The sequence below is a fragment of the Halomonas sp. MCCC 1A11062 genome, from assembly GCF_021404355.1.
GTDB lineage: Bacteria > Pseudomonadota > Gammaproteobacteria > Pseudomonadales > Halomonadaceae > Halomonas > Halomonas aerodenitrificans.
This window is the reverse complement of sequence record NZ_JABFTW010000006.1, coordinates 35,124-53,712: the sequence shown is the minus strand read 5'-3', so window position 1 is coordinate 53,712 and position 18,589 is coordinate 35,124. Positions and strand designations below refer to the sequence as shown.

The following is an 18,589-nucleotide window of genomic DNA, read 5'->3' as shown; positions in this document are numbered from 1 at the left end:
CGCTGCGCTAATGGCCGTGGCGTCAGGCCAGGGTGAACAGCTCGCCCTGCATCAGCCCCCGCTCATGCTCCACCAGCCAGCGCTTGCGCGGCAGCCCGCCGCCATAGCCGGTCAGAGTGCCGTTGGCGCCGATCACCCGATGGCAGGGCACCACGATGGAGATCGGATTGGCGCCGTTGGCCAGGCCCACGGCACGGCTGGCACCGGGCCGCCCTATCCTGGCGGCAAGCTCGCCGTAGCTGATGGTGGTGCCGAATGGAATGCCGCGCAGCGCCTGCCACACCAGACGCTGGAACTCCGTACCGCCGGTGGCCACCGGTAGCCCATCGAGATGGGACGGGTCGCCGGCGAAGTAGGCTTCCAGGGCCTCGCGCACGAGCACGGGTGCTCTGCCCCGGGAGAGATGATAATCGCGGTAGTGACGCGTCAGCAGGCGATGCAGGCGCTCGTCATTGCTGTCGAACTCCAGCGCCCGCAGCGCTCCCTGTTCGTCGCCGACCAGACTCAGTTCGCCCACTGGGGACGACATCAGATCAAGCCAGAGTTGCATCGCCTTTCTCCTGTCTCGCTTTAGCCCTGTCTCGCTTCAGCCTGCGTCGTGGCTGCGTCGGCATGCCACAGGTGCATCACGGCATAGGCACGCCAGGGCCGCCAGACCTCGGCGCGGGCCAGCAGCTCACGCGGCGTGGGGCGTTTGCCCTGCTCCGCCAGCGCCCGCTGTACGGCCACGTCCGAGGGCAGGAAGGCATCACTCTCCCGCAGCCCGCGCATGGCGATGTAGTGCGCCGTCCAGGCACCGATACCGGGCAGCGCGCACAGCTGCGCCACGCTGTCGTCGAGCTCGCCACGCCGCTCGAACAGCTGTGGCTGCTCACGGTAGGCCAAGGCCAGTCCCGCCAGGGCGCTGGCGCGTGCGCCGGGCATGCCGAGGGCCTTGATCTCCGCAAAGGTGAAGCGCTCGGGTGCGGGGAACAGCCGGTCCAGGCCGGGGGCGAACGGTTCTGCCAGCCGCTCGCCCAGGCGCTCGACCAGGCGCCCGGCAAGCCGTGTAGCGGCATCGACGCTGACCTGCTGACCGAGTATCGCGCGCACGGCGATCTCGAACGGGTCCCAGCCGCCCGGCACACGCAGCCCTGGGCGGCGCGCGACCAAGGGCGCCAGGGTGGGGTCGCGACCGAGCCCCTGGCGTATTGCCTCGGGGTCGGCGTGCAGGTCGAAGAGCCGCTGCAGCCGAGCGACGACGGCGGACGGATCGATAGGCTCGGGCAGACGCAGCGTGACATGCAGCGCCGTATCGGCCGGGGCGTGGGTAACGCTCACGGATCCCATCGCCCCCGCCTCCTGAAAGAGACGGTGGTAGCCCTCGCCGTCGATGCGTTCCAGGCCGGCAATGGCGCGCCGGGCCAGAAAGCCGAGTATGGCCTGCCAGTCGTAGGGGGGCCGGTACGGCAAGCGCAGCGTCATTTCGGCTGCTGGGGCCGCGCCGCCCGCACGGCGCGTTTCGGTCGAGAGAGTCATCGCTCCATTCTAGCCCGCTCATGGAAGACGTCCGCTGTTTTTTGCAGCGCTCGCGCCAACGAAAAGTGGCCCTAACGAATAACAAAAAAATGGCTCTTAGCAAGGTACCAGATTCATTTCACACTGGTCCTCACCCATCGCAACGCAGAGGAGCCACCCATGCCCATCCGCCAAGCCACCCGCAACGACCTGGAGCCACTCAGTCAGCTACTCGACGGCTACCGGCAGTTCTACCGCCAGCCGTCGGATCTCGAGGGTGCCCGGCAGTTCCTGCAGGCACGCCTCGAGCACGGCGATTCGCATATCCTGGTCCATACAGGCGGTGAGGGAGACCTGCAGGGCTTCGTACAGCTCTATCCTCTGCTTTCCACCGTGCGCCTGGCGCCGCTGTGGCTGCTCAACGATCTGTTCGTCGCCCCGGTGGCTCGTCGCAGCGGCGTCGGGCGCGCCCTGATGCAGGCTGCCAGGGAGCTGGCCCACGCCCATGGCGTCGGCCATCTCAAGCTCGCCACCGAGATCGACAACCGCACGGCCCAGGCACTCTACGAATCGCTCGGCTGGCAGCGCGATACCACCTTCTATCACTACGGCCTGCTGTTCGACATCCAGGCAGACCAAGGCTGAGCGGAGGCGCCATGTACGTTCCCCCATCGATGCGGCTATCGCGTGAGCAGGCCTGGGAGCTGGTCGAGCGGCACGCCTTCGCCACGCTGGTCGGCGCCGATCTGCAGGCCACCCACCTGCCCCTGACGCTGGAACGAAGCGAAGGCGAGCTCGGGGCGCTCTACGGCCACTTCGCCCGGGCCAATCCGCACTGGCGTGCACTGGACGGCAACCGAGCGCTGGCGATCTTCAGCGGCCCTCACGCCTATGTCTCGCCGAGCTGGTACGCCAGCCAACCTGCCGTGCCCACCTGGAACTACCTGGCCGTGCACGCCACGGGGCGCCTGGAGCTGCTGGACGCTACGGCCACGCGAGAGCTGCTTGACCGCAGCCTGGACCACTTCGAGCCCGCCCTGCTCGATTCGCTGGGCCGTGAGCACGACTACCTGGAGAAGATGCAGGCCGGCGTGGTCGGCTTTCGCCTGCGCATCGAAGCGCTCGAGGGCAAGGCCAAGCTCGGCCGACAGCGCTCCCAGGCCGATCAGGAAGGGGTCGAAGCGGCCCTGGCGCAGAGCACCGACCCGCAGGCGCGCCAGCTTTGGCGCTACATGCAGAAACTGACAGACGAGGAGCGGCAAGCATGAACACGGTCACGCAGCCCGCAGATGCCCGGCCTCTCGGGGCCACTCTGCCCGACTGGCAGCCGGCAAGCCGGCCGCAGCGAACACCTCTGCTGGGCGAGCGGGTTCGCCTCGAGCCACTGTCGGCCGAGCGCCATGGCGATTCACTGTTCGCCGCTTTTCAGCTACCCGGCGAGGGGCCCCACGACACACCGCAAGCACGCTGGGCCTATTCCGGCGGCATGTCGTTCTCCGATGCCGAGCAGTGTCATGCCTGGCTGGCCGAGCGGGCGCGCAGTGAGGATCCGCTCTTCTTCGCCATCGTCGAAGCGGAATCCGGGCGGGCCCTGGGGCTGGCCAGCTATCTCAACATCGTGCCGGAACATGGCAGCATCGAGGTTGGGCATATCCATTTCACGCCCGCGCTGCGACGCACGCCGGCGGCCACCGAAGCCATGCTGTTGATGATGCGACACGCCTTCGCCCTGGGCTACCGGCGTTACGAATGGAAGTGCGATGCGCTCAACGCCGCCTCGCGGCGTGCCGCCGAGCGCTTGGGCTTTCGCTTCGAAGGGATCTTCCGTCAGCACCGTGTAGTCAACGGACGCAACCGCGACACCGCCTGGTTCTCGCTGCTCGACGGCGAATGGCCCGCCGTCGAAACGCAGCTTGAGCGCTGGCTAGCGGCGGAGAACTTCGATGATGAGGGTCGTCAGAGGTCGTCGCTTTCCGCGCTTTCCGCGCTTTCCGCGCTGTCAGCCTAAGTTCAGCCATTCGCGAGCCAGCCAGCGCCCGACCCGCTCGATCTCGGCCTCCACGGTGCCAGCATAGCCCAGCACCAGGCCGGGGCGAGCGGGTGCCTCGAGGTAGTAGCTCGACAGCGGCGAGAGCGCGATGCCCTGCTCCGCGCCCCGCCGGAGCAGTTGGCGCTCATGTTCCGCCTCGTCGAGCCAGGCCACCAGGTGCATGCCCGCCTGCCCGTCGGAAAGGCGCAGGCCGCGCGCCACGGCAGGGGCCAGGGCCTTGCGCAGCAGCGCCTGACGTCGGCGGTAGCAGTCACGCATGCGCCGGATGTGACGTGAGAACTGGCCGCTGACGATGAACTCCGCCAAGGCAGCCTGTACCGGGTACTGCCCCTCGCGGTGAAGCCGCGCGTTAGCCCGGCGGAACGGCTCGATCAAGGGCTCGGGCAGTACCACATAGCCCAGGCGCAGCCCGGGATACATCACCTTGCTGAAGGTGCCCACGTAGATGACGCGGCCATCGTCGACGAGCCCCTGCAGGGCAGCGATGGGGCGCTGCTCATAGCGAAACTCGCTGTCGTAGTCGTCCTCGACGACCCAGGCGCCGTGCCGCTCCGCCGCTTCCAGCAGCGCCAAGCGGCGGGACAGACTCATGGTCACGCCACTGGGGTATTGATGCGAGGGTGTCACATAGATCAGTCTCGGGCTCTCGGCGCACGCCGCAGCCGCAACGCTCATCCCCTCGTCGTCCACCGCCACCGCCTGCAAATCGAGTCCGGCGGCCGCGAAGCAGGCCTGAGCGCCAGGGTAGCCCGGCTCCTCGATCCATACCTTGTCGCCGGGATCGCTGAGCAGCCGGGCGATCAGCTCGAAGCCCTGCTGGGCGCCCTGCACGATGAGAATCTGCTCGGGACGACAACGCACCGAGCGCGAGAGCTGCAGATAATCGGCCAGCGCCTCACGCAGCGCCGGCACACCGCCTTGGGCCTGATAGGCCAGCCAGTCCCGTGGCATGCGCTGTTGATGGCGGCGTACCAGCCGCTGCCAAGGGCCATGGGGGAAACGATCCAGCGCCGGCAGGCCGGGGGCCAGGATGGGGCGCTCCTGGCTGGCATGACAGAACGCCAGCAGCGACGTGCCGCGTGTGGAGAGCGGCGGCGCATCTGCTCGTGTCGGAAACGTCTGCGACGTAGCGAGCCCGGCCGTCACGGCCTGTCGCGATGACTGTCGAGCTGGCTGCTGCGTTGCGTGGGGAAAAGGCAGGTCGGCAACGAAGGTGCCCGAGCCATGGCGCGTCACCAGGAAGCCTTCGGCCAGCAGCTGATCGAAGGCGGCCAGCACCGTGTTGCGCCCCAACCCCAGCTCGCGTGCCAGCTGACGCGAAGAGGGCAGTCGCTGGCCGCAAGCCAGGCGCCCCGTCTGAATCCACTCGCGCAGCTGCTGATAGAGACGGGTGGCCAGGGGCTGGGGCGAGCCTCCTGCCAGTGCCAAGCCCAGTGCATCGGCCAGCCAATCGGCCTGACCGGGGCTGGCAGGTACGGCAGACAGCACCCTGTCAGCTATTCCATTCATCCGCGATGACCCGATTGCGCCCCGTGCGCTTGCCCTGGTAGAGATTCTGATCGGCACGATGCAGGATCGCCTCGACCGTTTCCTCGGTACCGTGAAACGCCGATACGCCACAGGTGATCGAGGCTTCGAAGCGATGCCCTTCCTCCGAGGTGAACTCCTGCTCGAGCACCATCTGACGCACCTTTTCTGCCACCCCGACGGCTTCCTCGAGATCGGTTTCCGGCAGTAGCAGCGCGAACTCCTCGCCGCCGAGCCGCGCCGGAATGTCATTCGTGCGCAGCCGCTCCCGCAGCAGCTTGCTCACGTTTACCAGGACCTGGTCGCCGGCGGGATGGCCGTGGGTGTCGTTGATGCGCTTGAAATGATCGAAGTCGAACAGTACCACTGAGGTCGGTCTGCCGTAGCGACGATAGCGGGCCAGTTCCTGGAGCAGGCGCTGCATGAAGTAGCGTCGATTGAACAGCCCGGTGAGCTCATCGGTACGTGAAAGCTGACGCAGGCGCAGCTCGAGCCTCTTCTGCTCTGTAATGTCTCGCACCGTGCCGATCAGGATCTGGTCGTCGCCCTCGGGCATATAATCGGCCAGTTCGTGCACCCAGCGAATCTCACCGTCGGGCCTGATGATGCGATGCTCCATATCGTGCTGCCCCTGTTGCTGAGCGCGCACGATGGCAGACTCGATGCTTTCTATGTCTTCGGGATACACCATGGCCTTGAAGGCCTGGAGACTGGGAGTGAAGGTCTTGGGGTCGACGCCGAAGATGTCGTAGATGACAGCGGACCAGTAAAGCTCGTTGGACTTGAGGCTCAGCCGCCAGTAGCCCAGCCGGGCGATTTGCTGAACGCGATGCAGGGTGCGTTTGAGGTGCGCGATCTCCTCGCGCGCCTCTTCGAGTTCACGACGAATACGCTGACACGAGCCGCCGCCAGAGCCGCTGCCATGCGTCTCTTCAGGGGAGCTCCCATCATCGATACGGTTGTGCGAGCCCTTCATGACATCTCTGCGGCGGTTGCGAAACAGCTATGGAAAGCATACCTTTTGGCCCACATGTTGACCAACGTTGTTTGAACGGTTGACAGCACTGTCTTACTCCACGAATTGCCCGCTAGGCGTCGGCAACCGTCTCAGGTAGCGCGACAAGCCGACGGCGCCGGCCCGCATCATGGCATGGTGATTCCAGACCACCAGTGGACGTGCCACGCGGGCCAACAGGCTCATCCAGGGCTGTACCGTACACACCTGCCACAGATAATTCACTCGGGTGCCACCGCTCTCCTCACACAGCCGCCAGCGGCCGATGCCGGCCACGTCGCCATCGGCCACGCCCTCGATCAGACACGGCTCGCAAACGCGGGTAATGCGAATATCGAACCACAGGTAATAGCCCAGATGGCTCTTCCAGACGAAGCGCTGCACCCGACCGATGCCGCCCTCGTCACCGGCCTCACGCTGCTCCACGCTCACCAACCCAGGCCACCACTCGGGCCAGTGCAGCGAATCGGTCAAGGCGTCGAAGACCTCGGTGACCGGCGCCTCGAAGTGCCAGGTAGTAGTGAACTCGAATCTTGCCATGGCCCAGGGCCTAAGGATCGAAGTGGTCGGCCGGGAAGTCGGGACCGAGCTGCACGTCCTCCAGCAGCACGCTCTCCATTCGCTGCCCCCGCCGGTCGTAGCTCGCCACCCGCAGCGGAAACAGCGTCTCGTCATCGAGCCATAGATCGTAGCGCGCCACCTCATGCACGGCCCGGCCGGGCTCGGCCTCTACCACCACATGCTGCACCGGGCGGCCTTCGTGGGTCGCCGGCTCCAGGCGACGCGTGCTGCCATGATGTTGCAGGCGCTGCACGTTGCGCAGCAGCGTACCGACGTCCGATTGGTCCACGCGATGGCCTTGCGAGCTGCGCACCATGCGATTGGTGGGCCGCAATGACAGGGCCGGGCGCCTGCCCGGCGAGCCGAAGGGCCACAGTTGCACCTTGCCCGTATCGTGACGATAGATCAGCACCGCGCCGCGATAGGGGTTTTCCATGTCCATGCGTACGTCGCCGGGACGCCGGTAGCTGTAATGGATGATCTCCTCGCCACCGCTACCCTGACTGCGCAGGGTCAGGCGATAGCCGGAGAGCGAGTCGATGCGTGCCAGCGCCTCGGCCACAGGGTCCGGTCCGGGTACATCGCTCAAGGCAAGCAGTAACAGCGGCAGCATACGGCGTCTCCAGCGAGCTCTGACTTGAGCCTAGCAGGGCCTACAGGCTTGGCGAGGTGGAGCAGCAGCGTGCGTGCTATCGTAGTGGCGTCAACCAACCCTCGGAGAGGACAGATGAAATACCTTGGCGCCCATGTCAGTGCCGCCGGCGGACCCGACCAGGCCGTACTGCGCGCCGTCGAAATCGGTGCCGACGCCTTCGCCCTGTTCACCAAGAACCAGCGCCAGTGGCGTGCCAAGCCTCTCGACGACGCCACCATCGAGGCCTTTCGCAGCGCCTGCAAGGAGCACGGCTTCGGCCCCGGCCAGATCCTCCCCCACGACAGCTACCTGATCAACCTCGGCCACCCGGACAAGGCAGGGCTGGAAAAGTCGCGCGCCGCCTTTCTCGATGAGATGCAGCGCTGCGAGCAGCTCGGCCTCACCCTGCTCAACTTCCACCCCGGCAGCCACCTGAAGAAAATCAGCGAGAGCGAGTGCCTGACCCGCATCGCCGACTCGATCAACCATGCCCTGGCCGAGACCCGCAACGTCGTCGCGGTGATCGAAAACACCGCCGGCCAGGGCACCAACCTGGGCTGGCGCTTCGAGCACCTGGCCGAGATCATCGAGCAGGTCGACGACAAGTCGCGGGTCGGTGTATGCATCGACACCTGCCACGCCTTCGCCGCCGGCTACGACCTGCGCACCCCGGAGGCCTGCACCGCCACCCTCGACGAGTTCGGCAAGGTGGTCGGCTTCGAGTACCTGCGCGGCATGCATCTCAACGACGCCAAGAGCGCATACGCCAGCCGTGTCGACCGCCACCACAGCCTGGGTCAGGGCAACATCGGCCTCGACGCCTTCACCACCATCATGCGCGACCCGCGCATCGACGATATCCCCATGGTGTTGGAAACCATCGAGCCCGAGATTTGGGCCGAGGAGATCGCCTGGCTGCGCGCCCAGGTCGAAGAAGAGTGAACGCCGTCACTCCAACTCGACCAGGCCATGGCGCATCGCGTAGCGAAACAGACCTGCCAGGGAGTTGGTGTTGAGCTTGCGGTAGATGTTGCTGCGATGCGACTCCACCGTACGGGTGCTGATGCTCAGCGCCTCACCGATGTCGCGGCTGCTCATGCCCTCGAACATCAGCTTGAGGATGGCCGTCTCACGCGGAGTCAGGCGCTCCTGCTTCTCTTCCAGCAGCACCCGGGACACGCCGGAGCCGAAATGGCTGCGTCCACCTGCCACCTCGCGCAGGGCGAACACCATCTGCTCGGCCGAGGCGTCCTTGAGCACGTAGCCGGCCGCACCGCAGGCCACCGCGCGGCGAATGTACTCCTCGTTGTCGTGCATGGTGAGCACCAGGACCCGAATCTCGGGGCAGGTGTCATGCAAGACCTTGCACGCTTCGAGACCGGACAGGCCGGGCATGGTGATGTCCGTCACCACCACGTCCGGCGCAAGCGCCTGAGCCAGCGACAGCAGTTCCTCGCCCGAGTTTGCCTCGCCGACGAGCTCAATGCCCGGCTGCGCCTCCAGTCGGTAACGCAGCCCTTCCAGAACCAGCGGATGGTCGTCCGCCAAAAGTACGCGTATAGACCCTGCCATCGACTCTCTCCCGACTCGTTCCGGTAGCGCGCTGAAACGGCACCTTGATGCGTATGCGCACGCCCTTGCCGGGGGCCGCCTCGATCGCTAGCCGCCCCCCCAGCAGATCCACCCGGTCCTGGATGTTGCGCAGTCCCATACCGGCCCCGCCCTGCTCATGGCTCTGCTCGGCGCGCCAGATGAAGCCCTCGCCGTCATCGGCGATCTCGAGATAGACCCAGCCACGACGGCGCCGCAGCTTCACCCTGACCTGGCCAACGTTACCGGCGTGCTTTTCGATGTTGTGCAAGCTTTCCTGAGTGATACGATACAGCGCCGTGGCCAGCACCGGCTGGCATTCGCCGCTGTCGAGATTGGACTCGAAGTGAATGCGGACGGGTTTGCGCTCTACCAGGTCCGAACAGAGGCTCTCCAGGGCCGCCACCAGCCCCAGATCGTCGAGCACGCTGGGGCGCAGGTCGTAGGCCAGCCGCCGCAGATCCTGAATGCCCGTTTCCAGAATGCGGTCTGCCGCTGCCAGGGTGGATGAGGCATCGACATGATCGCCGCGACCCAGCGCATCGTCGATGCGCTCGAGCTTGAAGCGTGCCGATACCAGCAGCTGATTGATGCCATCGTGCAGCTCGCGGGAAATCCGCCGCCGCTCCTTCTCCAGGAAGCTGAAGGTCTTCTGCGCCATCGTGACCAGCCGGCGATTCGCCACCCGTGCTTCGCTGAGGTTGACCGCCAGACCGATCACGGCGATGACGAGCAGGCAGGAAACGGTGAAGAAGGCCATCAGCAGGATGGTCCTGCGGGCGTTCTCCACCATATGATGCTCCATCTGGCCGACCACCTGCTCGATGTCATCCAGATAGAGCCCCGTGCCCACCATCCAGCCCCACTTCTCCAGGGCGATGGAGTAGCTCAGCTTGAGTACCGATTCGCCGCCTGAAGGCTTGTCCCAGCGATATTCGGTGAAACCGCCGCCTTCTTGGGCTTGCTCGATGAGCCGCTGGATCAGGAACTTGCCATCCTCGTCACGAAAGTTCCACAGATCCTGCCCGACCAGATGCTCGAGCCGTGGGTGGACGATGTTCAGCCCATCGTAGTCATAGACGAAGAAGTAACCGTCGGAGCCATACTCCATACGGTGAAAGGCATCCGCTACCAACCCTTGCGCCACGTCTACCGGCAGCTCGGGGTCCTCATAGATGTCTCGAATCGCCGTGTAGGCGAGTTCCATGTAGTTCTTGAGTTCAGCCCGCTTGGCTTCCAGCAATCCGTCCTTGAGTATTTCCGACTGCGCCCCGCTCAATCGCGCACTCTGATGAATGGCAAGAAACGTCACACCTGCACTGAGTATCAAAAGAGGCAGCAAGGTCAGCAGTGTCAACTTGGTTCTGAACGTGAACACTGGCGCGTTACCTTTACTTAATTATTATTCTTTTGGCCCTGTCGACTTTTGGCTAATCACGGCCAGCTTGTTGCAGTTGGCCGATTGCAGTCGACAGAGCCTTTATCAGGAAGTTTTAAAGTAAAAACCCCGACTCACCATCCTACCACTCGGGGCAACCACAGCACCACATCGGGGAAGACGATGATCAGTGCCAGTGCCAAAATCTGGATCAGCACGAAAGGCACGGCCCCCTTGTAGATGTCACCTGTGGTGATCCCCGGCGGCGCCACCCCCTTCATGAACAGCAGCGACCAGCCGAAGGGCGGCGTCAGGAACGAGGTCTGCAGGTTCATGGCGATCAGGATCGCGACCCACACCATCGACATGTCGCCCTGGCTTGCCAGGAACGGCAGGAACAGCGGCACGGCGATGTAGGATATCTGAATCCACTCGAGGAAGAAGCCCAGGAAGAAGATCAGCAGCAGCATGAAGATCAGCGTGCCGTACATGCCGCCCGGCACCCATTCGAACATCGCCTCGATGAGGAATTCCCCGTCCAGCCCGCGGAACGCCAGGGCGAAGACCTGCGAGGCGATCAGCACGAAGAAGATCATGCAGCTGATGCGCAGCGAGGTCTTGACGGTATCGGAGAGCACTCCCAAGGTCAGGCGCCCGGACACGACCGTCAGCAGCAAGGCTCCCACGGCACCTACCGACGCCGCCTCCGTGGGCGCGGCCACCCCGCCGATGATCGAGCCGAGCACGGCGAAGATCAGCAACAGTGGCGGCACCACCACCTTGACGAAGTCCTTGCCCAGCTCCAGCTTGCTGACCGCGGCGCGCTCCTGCTCGTCGATGGCGGGCACGTCGGCTGAGAAGAAGAAGGCCAGCACCAGCAGATAGGCCAGGTACATGCCGGCCAACAGCAGGCCGGGCACCAGCGCCGCGGCGAACAGGCTGCCGACGGACAGATTCATGATGTCGGCCAGCACCAGCAGCACTAGGCTGGGCGGGATGATCTGCCCCAGGGTGCCCGCCGCACAGATGGTGCCGCAGGCCACCGTCTTCTTGTAGCCGCGTCGCACCAGGGTCGGTAGCGCCATCAGCGTCAGGGTGACGATGGCTGCGCCGACGATGCCCGTCGCTGCGCCCAGCAGCACACCGACGATGATCACCGCCAGGGCCATGCCGCCGGGCAGACCGCCACACAGGTGACCGATGACGTCGAGCATGCGCTCGGCGATCTTCGAGCGTTCCAGCATCACGCCCATGAATACGAACAGCGGGATGGCCAGCAGGGTGTAGTTGGCCACCACGCCGTAGATACGCGAGGGCAGCAGTTCGAACAACCAGCCGTCGAAGCCGATGAAGCCGAACACGAAGCCGACGAACGCCACCACGAAGCCGACCGGAATGCCGGTCATCACCAGCACGAAGAAAGCCACGATCATGGCCAGCGCGTAATATTCCAAGGGCATGGCTCAGGCTCTCCCAGCGTAGTGTTGAACGAGGCGCCGACCGTTCTCGAGCGCCTGGCGCAGCGACTCGGCCGCCACGAAGACGAAGCCGACCACCACCATGGCCTTGGGTATCCAGCGCCAGGGAAGACCGGAAGAATTGGGTGAGCGCTCGCCGCGGATGAACGAGGTCTCGGCGAACGGCAAGCTGTAATGGATGATGAGCAGCGCGCAGGGCAGCGCCACCAGCAGCGCAGCGATGAGGTTCAGCCACATCATGCCGACCGGGCTGAAGCGGCTCGACAGGATGTCCACGCGCACGTGATCGTCGAACTTCATGGCGTAGGCGATGCCCATCATCGCCATGACCGACAGCAGGTACCACTCCAGCTCCTGGGCCCACACCGCGCCCAGGCCAAAGGCATAGCGGCTCAGCATGTTGCCGAAGATCAGCGCGATCATGATGAGCATGGCCAGACAGCCGATGAAACCGGCCAGGCCGGTTATTCGCTCGAGCGCACGCTCGAGCCAGGTACACAAACGCAGCATCTCAACTCCCCCTCTGGGCGGGCGCCCAGCGGACGTCAAAGGTGGGGTAAGCGCGACCCGGATGGGTCTGGCAGGAGGGCGCTCGGCGTTACGGAATGCCGCTCGGCCGAGCGCCCGGCCGACGTCAGATCATGCCCTGACCGTAGCGGCTGATGGTGTTGGCGAAGACGGCCTCGCTGTTGGCATGCCAGCCGTCGTGCTTCTTCTTGAACGCCCAGAAGCTGTCGTTGATGCGCTTGACCAGTGGGTCCTTGTTGGCTTCGGTCGTGAGAATGTCGCGGGTGGCCTCGAAAAGCGCCCGGATGACGTCGTCGGGGAGGGTCTCGAACGCCACGCCGTGGTTGTTGACCAAGTCGTCAAGGGCGTCGCCGTTCTGGGCCTCGATCCAGGTGTGGGAGGTGATGTTGCAGGCGGCAGCGGCGTTGTGGAGCACGGCCTGGAGATCGCTGGGCAAGGAGTTGTAGGCGTCCTTGTTGACGATCACCTCGGTGGTGGTGGAGGGCTCGTGCCAGCCCGAGGAGTAGTAGTGCTTGGCCGCGTTGTGCAGGCCCAGGGCACGGTCGAGGTAGGGGCCGACCCACTCCGCCGCATCGATGGCGCCACGCTCCAGCGCCGAGAAGATCTCGCCGCCGGGCAACAGCCGGGCGTTGGCACCGATGGCGTTGTAGACGTCGCCGGCCAGCCCCGGCATGCGGATGTTCAGGCCGCGGAAATCCGCCACGCTGGTCACCGGCTCGCGGAACCAGCCCACCGGCTGCGCACCGGTACAGCCCACCGCCAGCGGGATCAGGTTGTAGGGCTCGTAGGTTTCCTTCCACAGCTCGTAGCCGCCGCCGTGGGCCAGCCAGGCATTGAAGCCCTGGAAGGTCATGCCGAACGGCACGGTGGTGAAGTACTGAGCGGCAAACGACTCCCCGGCCCAGTAGTAGGAGCAGGCATGGTTGAGCTGCACTTGCTGCCCGCGGGATACCGCATCGAAACCGTCGAAGGCGGGAATGAGCTCACCCGCGCCGTAGACGCGAATCTTGATGCGCCCGCCGGACATATCTTCGACTCGTCTGGCGAAGTCCGTCGCAGAGCCGGGGCCCGACTGGAAGAACGGAAAACCGGATGGCCAACTGGTGGTCATGCGCCAGTTGAAGGTTTCCTGAGCCTTGACGATGCTCGGTGCCATCACGGTACCCACTGCGGCGGCACCGCCATACTTGAGGAAATTACGCCTGTTGACGCTCATGGCTATATTGACTCCCGGCGTGCTCGATGAAGTAGCGCGCTATCGAGCAATGCCCTCGTTTGTTTTAATGATTGAATCGCGAGCTGGTCAGAAAACTGACCTGGGGAGAATAAAACGGTGGCTATCAAATTAAATCCGGAGAGCTGCGTAATTTACCCTGCGGCCATCCCTTAGTCAGAAATACGGATAATGCCTCCGTAGAATTACGCAACGTTGCACTGGATATTAGCCAGAAGTATATACCTGGAAATATATTTCAATAATTCCGATAAAAAAGCAATAGCGACACGGTTCCGCACGGCAACACGAGCTCCGGTAGGCATCTCCATCCAGGACATCAGCCGCTCGATGGCCGATCGCCGGGCCGGCGGCTAACGCCAGCCTCATGCGAGGCGTCGTGCCCGCTTTTTCTCGCGGAGCGTTAAAACTTAGTCCACGCCTTCAGGTCAAAGCATTTGTCGGCCGGCGAGAAAGCTGCCACCCTCAATTCATAGGCACGCCTCTCGTAGGGACAGTGAGGTCCCGAGGGTCGCCCCATTCACCCGCAGGAGGACATGCGCATGGGTATCATCGAAATGCTAACCGTGAGCGTGGCCGCAGTGGCGCTTTCGGCTCTGGCCTACACCATGAGCGAGAAGCAGAGGCACCCCAACCGCAAGGAAGTGCGTATCGAGGAGGATGAACGCGTTCCTCACCGGCAACGCTCGCGGCACGACTGAGCGTCAGCGCATCGATATCGCAGCCCCCGGCACCTCTGGTGTCGGGGTTTTTTCATGCCCCGGCCCACGCCGCAGCAGCTGTTGCACCTGCCACTTCGCTCCGGTGGATAGCGTCTCCAGAAAATGCACTTCGCCGTTCTGCAGCACCGCCTCCGGCACCCCGTCGCGATAGAGCAGGCGATTGCCCGACACCGCCGGTAGTCGCTGCCCGGGGGCAAGAATGCCCACCAGGTTGAGCGGGTCGGCGGCAGCCACCACCACGCGGGTGCCGTCCGGCTCCCGGCGGCGCATGGCCTTGAGCGCCCCCACCGCTTCGGCCAGGGCGAATTGCTCGCCGGCAAACTGCTGCACGAAACGCCCGCCGCGAATCTCGCCGCGCGCCTCCAGCCGGCGATACACATACAGCAGCTCGCGCCAGGGCGGCAGTGCCGGCTCGCGCTCAATCACACGACGGAACACCACGCCATAGCGCTCCAACAGCACCCAGGCGATATGCTCCAGGCTCTCCATGTCCGTCGAGATGCGGCGCTTTTCCGGCGTATCGTCGCGCTCCGGCGCGGGCAGCCACGACCAGCGCCCGGCGGCGTCCACTCCCGGGGCGTGCCGCCGACGCCGACGCCCGCTCGCGGCAATGGGCGGACGCTTGCTGGCCGGGGCGATCAGCGCCCGCAGGCCGGTAAAACTGTCGGAAGTGACCAACCCCCACGAGGCCAGCTCGCCCAGCGCCTCCTCCACCTGGGTGCGCAGCATGTGGGCGGGGCCGAGCAGGTCGGCGAAGAACATCGCCCCACCGGCCTGCAGCGCTTCGAGCACCCGGCGCGCCCCGCCGGAGAGCGGTAGTTCCTCGGCATCGGGTACCGGCGCGGCCTGACGCCAGTCGTTCAACGCCTGACGCTCGATCAAGGCAATCGGCGTGTTGCGCAGTGGGCCAGGGCGCTGGCGTTCGTCGCCTTCGGCGATTCTGGGCGGCAGCAGGCGCAGCCAGATGAAACGCCCACTGGCGAGCAGCTGGTCGAGCATGTGCGGCGAGAAATCGGCCACCCTCGCCGGCAGCACGTCGCTCTCCCAGGCGCCCGCCGCCACGGGAAAGCCCTCCAGCCGCTCCACCGCCGCGGCCAGCGCCTCCGGCCCTTCCGGCCGCTCGGTCAGGCCGTGCCAGTCGAGCAGAAAGCGCAGGTAGTGCTGGATGCTAACCGGCTCGATCTCGGCACGACGGCGATCGATGGCGTAGCGATGCATGCGCGCCAGCAGGCGCCGCTCGCACCAGGCCACCTGGCTACCGCCGAGGAATGCTCCTTGCAGCACGAAGCCCTCGACCTCGAGGCGCGCCAGCGCCCCCATGCAGCGCTCCAGTGATACGCCAAGAGGCGTGGCCAGGCTTGCCGCCGTGACCGGCCCCAGCGTCTCGAGCCGTGAACGCAGCAGCTCGGTCAGTGCCTCATCGGACGACGCCGGGGCCGTGCCCAGGGCTTCGATGGGTGGCTTGAGCACGGCTTCAGGATAGAGCACCAGCAGCTCACCCAAGCGCTCCGCCGCCGTCCACAGCGCCTCACCGTTGGATGGCGTAACGACCGCAGCACGCCTGTCCCGGGCTAGTGCATCGAACCAGAGCCGCCACTCCTCTTCGGCTTCGTGCATGGTGATGAAACCGCTCATCACCAGCGCGTCGTGCAGCTCATCGGCATCGCGCGGTGCGGGCCAGGCTTCTTCGCACACCCGGTCGATCACCTCGGGGGCGTAGCGCGCAGATGCGGCGGCCTCGGCCACGTCGAGCGCGCCGCCGGTGCGCACGCTCAGGGTGCGCCGCTCCTCCTGGGCACCGTCGTCGAGGAAGGCGTAGGGACGCGCATTGACCACCTCTTCCGACAGCGGGGAAGGCACCGCCAGGTCGCGCCCGCTGACGACGATCTCGCCGGCTTCGAGGCGCGCCAACAGACGCTCCAGGCCGTCGATGTCCATGGCCTCGGTCAGGCAGTCGTGCAGGGTCTGGTCTACCAGGGGGTGATCAGGCAGCTCCCGCGCTCCGGCCAGGTTCTCGGCGCAGGCAAGCTGGTCGGGAAAGACCACCGAGAGCAGGTCCTCGGAGTCCTGGCGCTGCAGCTGCGGCGGGCGCCGCCGGCCATTGCGGGTGCGCGGCACAGCCAGCCCCACCGAGGCGTTCCAGCGCCAGCGCAGACCGAACATCGGCGCATCGAGCAGCGCCTGGATCAGCACCTCGCGCACCGTCTTGGCGTTGAGATAGCCCCACACCTCATCGAGGGGGAAACTATGAGTCGGCCCCAGCGACAGCACGATGCTGTCCTCCAGCGCCGCCGCCTGCAGCTCGAAGTTGAACTTGCGGCAGAAGCGCTTGCGCAGCGCCAGCCCCCAGGCGCGGTTGAGCTTGGAGCCGAACGGCGAATGCAATACCAGGTGCATGTCGCCGGCCTCGTCGAAGAAGCGCTCCAGCACCAGATGGTGCTGGCTGGGAATCACGCCCAGCGCCGCCCGCGCCACGGCCAGATAGCGCACCAGTTGCTCGGCGGCGGCTGGCGCCAGGCCGTACTCGGTTTCCAGCCACGCTTGGGCCTCGGCCTCGTTGCCCTCGGCCAGCTGCCGGTCGATACCCTCGCGCAGCCGCGACACCGCTTGTGACAGCTCCGCCGTACGTGCCGGCGCCTCGCCGAACCAGAACGGGATGCTCGGCGGCGCCCCGCGGGCGTCATCCACGTAGAGCTTCCCGGTGGCGAGCTTGAGGATGCGATAGGCCTGGTTGCCAAGCTGGAAGATGTCGCCCGGCATGCTCTCGAAGGCGAAGTCCTCGTTGACGGTGCCGACACGGATCTCCTCGGGCTGCAGGATCACGTCGTAGTCGAAGTGGTCGGGAATCGCCCCGCCGTTGGTCAGGGCGACGAGCCGTGCATTGCGCCGCGGGCGCAGACGGCCGTTGACCCGGTCGCGATGCAGGTAGGCCCCGCGTCGCCCGCGCCGAGTGGTGTAGCCATCGGCGAGCATCTGCACCACTGCGTCGAAGCGCTCCTCGCTCAGCGCACGGTAGGGCCAGGCGGCGCGGATGCGTGCGAACAGTACACTCTCCTCGGTTTCGCCCGCCCCGGCGACCTCGGCGACGATCTGCTGCGCCAGCACGTCGAGCGGCCCCTCGGGGATGTGCAGCCGGTCGAGCTCGCCGGCCTGCACCGCGCCCATCAACGCGGTGCACTCGACCAGGTCGTCGCGGGTCAGCGGGAATAGCCGCCCCTTGGGCACCCGCCCCACGCCATGACCGGAGCGCCCCACCCGCTGCAGGAAGGCCGACATCGAGCGCGGCGAACCGAGCTGGCAGACCAGATCCACCTCGCCGATGTCGATGCCCAGCTCCAGCGAAGCGGTGGCCACCAGCGCACGCAGCTCGCCCTGCTTGAGGCGCTGCTCGGCGTCCAGGCGGTGCTCGCGGGCCAGGCTGCCGTGATGCGAGGTCACCCACTCATCCCCCAGGCGGTCGGCCAGGTGACGCGCCACCCGCTCGCAGACCCGCCGGGTGTTGGCGAAGATCAGCGTGGTGCGATGCTCTCTCACCAGTTCTGCCAGGCGGTCGTAGACCTCCTCCCACACCTCGTTGGCCATGATCGCAGTCAGCGGCGAGCCGGCCACCTCGATGGCCAGGTCGCGCCGGCGCACGTGGCCGGTGTCGACGATGGTGCACTCATTGCCACCGGTGAGGAACGCCGCCATCGCCGCCACCGGCTTCTGGGTGGCCGAGAGCCCAATGCGCTGCGGCGGGCGTTCCGTCAATCCGGCCAGCCGCTCCAGCGAAAGCGCCAGGTGCGAGCCGCGCTTGGTGCCGGCCACTGCATGAATCTCGTCGACGATCACCGTGCGCACGCTGGAGAGCATCCGCCGCCCCGAATCGGAGGTGAGCAGTACGTAGAGTGACTCCGGCGTGGTGACCACGATATGCGGCGGACGCTTGCGCATGCGCTCGCGCTCCGACGAGGTGGTGTCGCCGGTACGCACCCAGGCGCGTATCTCCGGGGGCTCCCGACCGTCTGCCGCGAGCCCCTCGGCGATACCGCGAATCGGCGCCTGCAGGTTGCGCTGGATGTCGTTGGAGAGCGCGCGCAGCGGCGAAATGTAGAGCACCACCGTCTCGTCGGGCAGCTTGCTGTCGAGCCCACGCTGCACCAGGCCATCGATGGCAGCGAGAAAGGCCGCCAGCGTCTTGCCCGAGCCGGTGGGCGCGGCGATCAGCACATGGCCGCCCGCGCCGATGGCCGGCCAGGCGCGCGCCTGCACCTCGGTAGGTGTACCGAGGTCGCGTGCGAACCAGTCGCTGACGGCGGGATGAAAGGCATCGAGCGGCATGGGCGCTCCGGAAATCGCTTTTCTACAACGTAATCGAGTGCGGGGAGATACGCGA

General features: G+C 65.8%; 17 protein-coding genes. 5 read left to right on the top strand and 12 right to left on the bottom strand.

The window, feature by feature from the left end; genetic code table 11:
• Window positions 1-22 precede the first annotated feature (22 nt).
• Entirely contained in the window at window positions 23-550 is a 528-nt protein-coding gene (gene ogt, locus HOP58_RS08260) for a methylated-DNA--[protein]-cysteine S-methyltransferase (RefSeq protein WP_234260080.1), read from the bottom strand.
• A gap of 20 nt (window positions 551-570) precedes the next feature.
• Window positions 571-1,518 (bottom strand): AlkA N-terminal domain-containing protein, encoded by a 948-nt coding sequence (locus HOP58_RS08255; protein WP_234260079.1) that lies wholly within the window; start codon window positions 1,516-1,518, stop codon window positions 571-573.
• Window positions 1,519-1,677: 159 nt separating this feature from the next.
• On the opposite strand from HOP58_RS08255, the gene HOP58_RS08250 reads away from it, so the two are divergent.
• From HOP58_RS08250 to HOP58_RS08240, 3 genes are read left to right on the top strand one after another with little or no spacing between them, the layout of a single operon-like run.
• Window positions 1,678-2,142: a GNAT family N-acetyltransferase gene (locus tag HOP58_RS08250; protein WP_234260078.1), complete on the top strand. Its 465-nt coding sequence runs from the start codon at window positions 1,678-1,680 to the stop codon at window positions 2,140-2,142.
• Window positions 2,143-2,153: 11 nt separating this feature from the next.
• A complete protein-coding gene (locus HOP58_RS08245; RefSeq protein WP_234260077.1) occupies window positions 2,154-2,765 on the top strand; it encodes an FMN-binding negative transcriptional regulator in 612 nt (203 codons plus the stop codon).
• On the top strand, window positions 2,762-3,505 hold the full coding sequence (locus HOP58_RS08240; RefSeq protein WP_234260076.1) for a GNAT family protein: 744 nt from the start codon (window positions 2,762-2,764) through the stop codon (window positions 3,503-3,505). The genes HOP58_RS08245 and HOP58_RS08240 overlap by 4 nt, the downstream gene beginning before the upstream one ends.
• Here the strand turns inward: HOP58_RS08240 and HOP58_RS08235 are convergent.
• From HOP58_RS08235 to HOP58_RS08220, 4 genes are all read right to left on the bottom strand, one after another.
• Window positions 3,497-5,056, bottom strand: a complete 1,560-nt coding sequence (locus tag HOP58_RS08235) for a PLP-dependent aminotransferase family protein (protein WP_234260075.1) — start codon at window positions 5,054-5,056, stop codon at window positions 3,497-3,499. The two genes, HOP58_RS08240 and HOP58_RS08235, sit on opposite strands and share 9 nt — an antisense overlap.
• Window positions 5,040-6,050: a sensor domain-containing diguanylate cyclase gene (locus HOP58_RS08230; protein ID WP_234260074.1), complete on the bottom strand. Its 1,011-nt coding sequence runs from the start codon at window positions 6,048-6,050 to the stop codon at window positions 5,040-5,042. The genes HOP58_RS08235 and HOP58_RS08230 overlap by 17 nt, the downstream gene beginning before the upstream one ends.
• A 93-nt stretch (window positions 6,051-6,143) precedes the next feature.
• Window positions 6,144-6,629, bottom strand: a complete 486-nt coding sequence (locus tag HOP58_RS08225; protein ID WP_234260073.1) for an SRPBCC family protein — start codon at window positions 6,627-6,629, stop codon at window positions 6,144-6,146.
• Window positions 6,630-6,639: 10 nt separating this feature from the next.
• Complete coding sequence (locus HOP58_RS08220; RefSeq protein ID WP_234260072.1) at window positions 6,640-7,263, bottom strand: DUF1571 domain-containing protein; 624 nt, start codon at window positions 7,261-7,263, stop codon at window positions 6,640-6,642.
• A 114-nt stretch (window positions 7,264-7,377) separates the two neighbouring features.
• On the opposite strand from HOP58_RS08220, the gene nfo reads away from it, so the two are divergent.
• A complete protein-coding gene (gene nfo, locus HOP58_RS08215) occupies window positions 7,378-8,226 on the top strand; it encodes a deoxyribonuclease IV (RefSeq protein WP_234260071.1) in 849 nt (282 codons plus the stop codon).
• Between the two features lie 6 nt (window positions 8,227-8,232).
• Here the strand turns inward: nfo and HOP58_RS08210 are convergent, their stop codons facing one another.
• The 5 genes from HOP58_RS08210 to HOP58_RS08190 all read right to left on the bottom strand — a co-directional run bounded on the left by HOP58_RS08210 (window position 8,233) and on the right by HOP58_RS08190 (window position 13,474).
• Window positions 8,233-8,856, bottom strand: a complete 624-nt coding sequence (locus tag HOP58_RS08210) for a response regulator transcription factor (protein ID WP_026038281.1) — start codon at window positions 8,854-8,856, stop codon at window positions 8,233-8,235.
• Window positions 8,765-10,231 (bottom strand): cache domain-containing protein, encoded by a 1,467-nt coding sequence (locus HOP58_RS08205; RefSeq protein WP_234260070.1) that lies wholly within the window; start codon window positions 10,229-10,231, stop codon window positions 8,765-8,767. The genes HOP58_RS08210 and HOP58_RS08205 overlap by 92 nt, the downstream gene beginning before the upstream one ends.
• Before the next feature lie 155 nt (window positions 10,232-10,386).
• Complete coding sequence (locus tag HOP58_RS08200) at window positions 10,387-11,712, bottom strand: TRAP transporter large permease subunit (RefSeq protein WP_010629790.1); 1,326 nt, start codon at window positions 11,710-11,712, stop codon at window positions 10,387-10,389.
• Window positions 11,713-11,715: 3 nt separating this feature from the next.
• Window positions 11,716-12,240, bottom strand: a complete 525-nt coding sequence (locus HOP58_RS08195; RefSeq protein WP_010629791.1) for a TRAP transporter small permease subunit — start codon at window positions 12,238-12,240, stop codon at window positions 11,716-11,718.
• 124 nt (window positions 12,241-12,364) lie between these two features.
• Window positions 12,365-13,474, bottom strand: coding sequence for a TRAP transporter substrate-binding protein (locus tag HOP58_RS08190; RefSeq protein WP_234260069.1), 1,110 nt, complete (start codon window positions 13,472-13,474; stop codon window positions 12,365-12,367).
• Between the two features lie 560 nt (window positions 13,475-14,034).
• Between HOP58_RS08190 and HOP58_RS08185 the strand changes: the two genes are divergently transcribed.
• Window positions 14,035-14,193: a hypothetical protein gene (locus tag HOP58_RS08185; protein ID WP_160113364.1), complete on the top strand. Its 159-nt coding sequence runs from the start codon at window positions 14,035-14,037 to the stop codon at window positions 14,191-14,193.
• Between the two features lie 3 nt (window positions 14,194-14,196).
• Here the strand turns inward: HOP58_RS08185 and HOP58_RS08180 are convergent, their stop codons facing one another.
• Window positions 14,197-18,534 carry a DEAD/DEAH box helicase gene (locus tag HOP58_RS08180; protein ID WP_234260068.1) on the bottom strand — a complete coding sequence of 1,446 codons (4,338 nt, stop codon included), beginning with the start codon at window positions 18,532-18,534 and terminating at the stop codon, window positions 14,197-14,199.
• Window positions 18,535-18,589: the final 55 nt, after the last annotated feature.

What these genes read in the sequence shown, in the direction of transcription:
- ogt (WP_234260080.1), bottom strand. Translation starts at nt 550, where the DNA reads ATGCAACTCTGGCTTGATCTGATGTCGTCCCCAGTGGGCGAACTGAGT.
- HOP58_RS08245 (WP_234260077.1), top strand. Translation starts at nt 2,154, where the DNA reads ATGTACGTTCCCCCATCGATGCGGCTATCGCGTGAGCAGGCCTGGGAG.
- HOP58_RS08235 (WP_234260075.1), bottom strand. Translation starts at nt 5,056, where the DNA reads ATGAATGGAATAGCTGACAGGGTGCTGTCTGCCGTACCTGCCAGCCCC.
- HOP58_RS08240 (WP_234260076.1), top strand. Translation starts at nt 2,762, where the DNA reads ATGAACACGGTCACGCAGCCCGCAGATGCCCGGCCTCTCGGGGCCACT.
- HOP58_RS08180 (WP_234260068.1), bottom strand. Translation starts at nt 18,534, where the DNA reads ATGCCGCTCGATGCCTTTCATCCCGCCGTCAGCGACTGGTTCGCACGC.
- HOP58_RS08200 (WP_010629790.1), bottom strand. Translation starts at nt 11,712, where the DNA reads ATGCCCTTGGAATATTACGCGCTGGCCATGATCGTGGCTTTCTTCGTG.
- HOP58_RS08190 (WP_234260069.1), bottom strand. Translation starts at nt 13,474, where the DNA reads ATGAGCGTCAACAGGCGTAATTTCCTCAAGTATGGCGGTGCCGCCGCA.
- HOP58_RS08250 (WP_234260078.1), top strand. Translation starts at nt 1,678, where the DNA reads ATGCCCATCCGCCAAGCCACCCGCAACGACCTGGAGCCACTCAGTCAG.
- nfo (WP_234260071.1), top strand. Translation starts at nt 7,378, where the DNA reads ATGAAATACCTTGGCGCCCATGTCAGTGCCGCCGGCGGACCCGACCAG.
- HOP58_RS08210 (WP_026038281.1), bottom strand. Translation starts at nt 8,856, where the DNA reads ATGGCAGGGTCTATACGCGTACTTTTGGCGGACGACCATCCGCTGGTT.
- HOP58_RS08185 (WP_160113364.1), top strand. Translation starts at nt 14,035, where the DNA reads ATGGGTATCATCGAAATGCTAACCGTGAGCGTGGCCGCAGTGGCGCTT.
- HOP58_RS08255 (WP_234260079.1), bottom strand. Translation starts at nt 1,518, where the DNA reads ATGACTCTCTCGACCGAAACGCGCCGTGCGGGCGGCGCGGCCCCAGCA.
- HOP58_RS08230 (WP_234260074.1), bottom strand. Translation starts at nt 6,050, where the DNA reads ATGAAGGGCTCGCACAACCGTATCGATGATGGGAGCTCCCCTGAAGAG.
- HOP58_RS08195 (WP_010629791.1), bottom strand. Translation starts at nt 12,240, where the DNA reads ATGCTGCGTTTGTGTACCTGGCTCGAGCGTGCGCTCGAGCGAATAACC.
- HOP58_RS08220 (WP_234260072.1), bottom strand. Translation starts at nt 7,263, where the DNA reads ATGCTGCCGCTGTTACTGCTTGCCTTGAGCGATGTACCCGGACCGGAC.
- HOP58_RS08225 (WP_234260073.1), bottom strand. Translation starts at nt 6,629, where the DNA reads ATGGCAAGATTCGAGTTCACTACTACCTGGCACTTCGAGGCGCCGGTC.